Here is a 3,539-nt window from a genome sequence, read left to right as displayed (position 1 = left end):
CCCTTACGCGGTGCTGCTGCCCGGGGCGAGCTGTTCGGCCCGCCGCTACGACGCCGACCGGTTCGCCCGGGTCGCCGGCCTGCTCGCGGGCGCGGGCCTGCGGGTCCTCGCCGCCGGCACGGGCGCCGAGACCGCCCTGGTCGACCGGGTCGTCGCCGCTGCCGGCCCGGCGGGGCGGGGCCTCGCCGGGGTCCTGGACGTCCCGGCGCTGGCCGCGCTCCTGCGCGGCGCGGCGGTCGTCGTCACCAACAACTCGGGCGGTGCCCATCTCGCCGACGCGGTGCGCACGCCCGTCGTCACCCTGTTCGCCGGCACCGAACGGGAGAGCGAGTACCGGCCACGCGCCGCGCGCGTCGCGGTACTGCGCCGGGCGACGCCCTGCACGCCCTGCCGTGCCTTCACCTGCCCGTTCGGGCACGAATGCCTGGATCTGCCGCCGGCCGAGGTGACCGCCGCCGCGCTCGCGCTGGTTGGGGAGGGGATGGCCCGATGACCGCCGCCCCCGCGTCTCCGGCCTCGCCGCGTCCCGTGCCGCTCGCCGAGCTGCCGGATCGGTTCGGTGCGCTGCACCTGCTCGTGGTCGGGGACGCGATGCTCGACTCCTGGCTGCGGGGACCGCCGCGGGGGTTGTCCCGGGAGGGCCCCGTACCCGTCGTCTCTGTGACCGGGCGGGAGGAGTCCCCGGGGGGAGCCGGCAACGCCGTCCTCGCCGCGGCCGCCCTCGGTGCGCGCACCCGGCTGGTCGGGATGGTGGGGGACGATCCCGACGGCCGGCGGCTGCGGGACCTGCTCGACGCCGGTGGCGTCGGCACGTCCGCCGTGGTCGTCGAACCCGGGCGGACCACGGTGGCCAAGCGGCGGATCTGTTCCGGCAACCATCTCCACCTGCGCTGCGACACGGGTGACGAGACCCCGCCCCGGCGGGCCACCGCCGCCGCCGTGGCGGCCCGCGTCACCGCCGGGGCCGCGTCGGCCTGTGCCGTGCTGGCCTGCGACTACGGCACGGGGTTGTTCACCCCCGAGCTGATCGGCCGGGTGGCGGCAGCCGTGCGGGCGGCGGGCCGGCGGCTCGTCGTCGACGCCCACGACCTCACCCGATGGGCGGCGGTGCGCCCCGACCTGGTCAAGCCCAATGCGGATGAGGTCGTCGCGCTGCTGCCCGAGGCCGTCCGAGGCTCCTTCGCGCACGACCGGGTCGGGACCGTGTGGCACCACGCGGCACAGATCCTCGCCGCCAGCGGGGCGCGGGCCGCGGCCGTCACCCTCGACCGCGACGGCGTCGTCGTCCTTACTCCCGATGAGCCGCCGTGGCATCTGCCGGCCACCGCCGACGCGCCCGACGAGCGCACCTCGGGGGCCGGTGACACGTTCGTCGCCGCCATGGTCCTCGCCCGGGCTGCGGGCGTCGGGCTGCGTGACGCCGTCCGGCTCGCCTCGATCGCCGCGTCCGTGGCCGTCTCGACCGCCGGCACCGGCATCTGCCCGGCGGCGGACCTGCGCGCCCGGCTGCACCACCTCGGCACGGGCGCCGTCCTGGACGCCGCGCGTCTCGCGGACGTCGTCGCGGCGCACCGGGCGCAGGGTCGGCGGATCGTCTTCACGAACGGATGCTTCGACGTCCTCCACGCCGGCCATGTGGCCTACCTAGACGCCGCCCGCCGGCTCGGTGACGTGCTTGTCGTCGGGGTCAACAGCGACAGCGGGGTGCGTCGGCTCAAGGGCCCGGACCGTCCGATCAACGCGCTGGCCGACCGGCTGGCGGTGCTGACCGCGCTCGCCGGCGTCGAGCACGTGGTCGTCTTCGACGACGACACCCCGACCGACCTGCTGCGTTCCCTGCGGCCCGACGTGTACGTCAAGGGCGGCGACTATACCGAGTCGATGTTGCCCGAGGCGCCGCTGGTCCGTGCGCTCGGCGGCGAGGTCCGCATCGTCGACTACGTGGCGGACCGGTCGACGAGCGCCCTAGTCGGGCGCATCCGGCGCACAGCGGACGATGGCCACGAGGGAACGGTGAGAACCACGAGGGAACGGTGAGGACCGCGAGAAAGCGGCGAGGGCTGCGAGGAAACGGGGAACCGGGCGTGAGAATTCTGCTGTGGCACGTGCACGGATCGTGGACGACGTCATTCGTCCAGGGCGATCACTCCTATCTCGTCCCGGTCACCCCGGATCGCGGCCCGGACGGCCTGGGCCGCGCGCGCACCTATCCGTGGCCGGGCACGGTCACGGAGGCCGGGCCGGACGAGCTCGGCCCGGCCGACGTGGACGTCGTCGTCCTGCAGCGGCCGCGCGAGCTGGACCTGGCGGAACGCTGGCTGGGTGGCCGGCGCCCGGGGCGGGACCTCCCTGCGGTCTATGTCGAGCACAACACCCCGAAGGGGGACGTGCCCACGACCCGGCATCCTCTCGCCGACCGGCCAGACCTCACCCTGGTGCACGTCACCCACTTCAACCGGCTGTTCTGGGATGCCGGGAGCACGCCCACCCGGGTCGTCGAGCACGGCATCGTCGACCCGGGCCACCGCTACACTGGTGAGCTGCCCCGCGTCGCGGTAGCCGTGAACGAACCGGTCCGCCGCGGCCGGGTTACCGGGACCGACCTGCTGGGGCTGTTCGCCGCGGCGGCACCGGTCGACGCCTTCGGCCTGGGGGTCAGCGCCCTACCGGCGCACACCGGCCTTCCCGCCGAGCGGCTCACCGTGTTCGAGGACGCCTCCCAGGCCGCCCTGCACGAGGCCGTCGCGCGCCGCCGGGTGTACGTGCACCTGCCGCGGTGGACCTCGCTCGGGCTGTCCCTGCTCGAGGCGATGCACCTGGGCATGCCCGTCGTCGCGCTGGCCACCACCGAGGCGGTGGAGGCGGTGCCGAGGGACGCCGGGGTCCTCTCCACCGATCCGGCGGTGCTCGCCGGCGCCGTCCGCCGCTTCGTCGCCGATCCGGAACGCGCTCGGGCGTACGGGAAGAAGGCCCGGCGGGCGGCCCTGGCCCGGTACGGTCTCGATCGTTTCCTGCGGGACTGGGACGAGGTGCTCGCGCAGGTCACGGGCTGAGCTCCGACACCGAGTTTATCCGCATGATTGCCAGGAAATGTCCTTCACATGACGGGTGAACCGGGGCTGCCCGGCGAGCCGGGCGAGCCGGGCGAGCCGTTGGACAGGTTCGTGCTGCCGCTCAGCCCGATCGCGCCCCGGCAGGCCCGGGTCCGGTTGGCCGCGGGCCTCGCCGGCACCGGCTTCGCGGCGGAGCTGGCCGAGATCGTCGTGTTGCTCGCCAGCGAACTGGTCACCAACGCTGTCGTGCACGGCCGCGGTGAGCCGGTTCTGGAGATCCGGACGACCGACCACCAGGTGTGGGTCGGCGTCCAGGATCCGGACAGCCGCCTCCCGCAGGTGCAGCAGGTCGACACCGACTCGCTTGGCGGGCGGGGCATGCACTTGGTGGCCGAGCTCGCTGAGACCTGGGGCGCCGACGTCATCCCCGGCGACGGGAAGGTCGTCTGGTTCCGGATGCGCCGGGAGAGCCCCGTTGTCGATGGT

Annotated in this window: 4 protein-coding genes; all 4 read left to right on the top strand. The window is 74.8% G+C overall.

Annotated elements, in window-relative coordinates; translation table 11 throughout:
- Positions 1-493, top strand: a 493-nt coding sequence (locus AC08OP_RS22810) for a glycosyltransferase family 9 protein (RefSeq protein WP_476616046.1), incomplete at its 5' end; no start/stop codon positions are given.
- Positions 490-2,037, top strand: a complete 1,548-nt coding sequence (gene rfaE2 / locus AC08OP_RS22805) for a D-glycero-beta-D-manno-heptose 1-phosphate adenylyltransferase (RefSeq protein ID WP_476616045.1) — start codon at positions 490-492, stop codon at positions 2,035-2,037. The genes AC08OP_RS22810 and rfaE2, both read left to right, overlap by 4 nt.
- 47 nt (positions 2,038-2,084) lie before the next feature.
- Positions 2,085-3,053 (top strand): glycosyltransferase, encoded by a 969-nt coding sequence (locus AC08OP_RS22800; protein WP_476616044.1) that lies wholly within the window; start codon positions 2,085-2,087, stop codon positions 3,051-3,053.
- A gap of 48 nt (positions 3,054-3,101) precedes the next feature.
- Positions 3,102-3,539, top strand: a 438-nt coding sequence (locus tag AC08OP_RS22795; RefSeq protein WP_476616043.1) for an ATP-binding protein, incomplete at its 3' end; no start/stop codon positions are given.

This window comes from Frankia sp. CeRuru1 (assembly GCF_977966315.1).
This window is presented reverse-complemented; position numbering and strand designations above follow the sequence as displayed.

Coding starts and splice junctions, on each gene's coding strand:
- rfaE2 (WP_476616045.1), top strand. CDS start 490: ATGACCGCCGCCCCCGCGTCTCCGGCCTCGCCGCGTCCCGTGCCGCTC.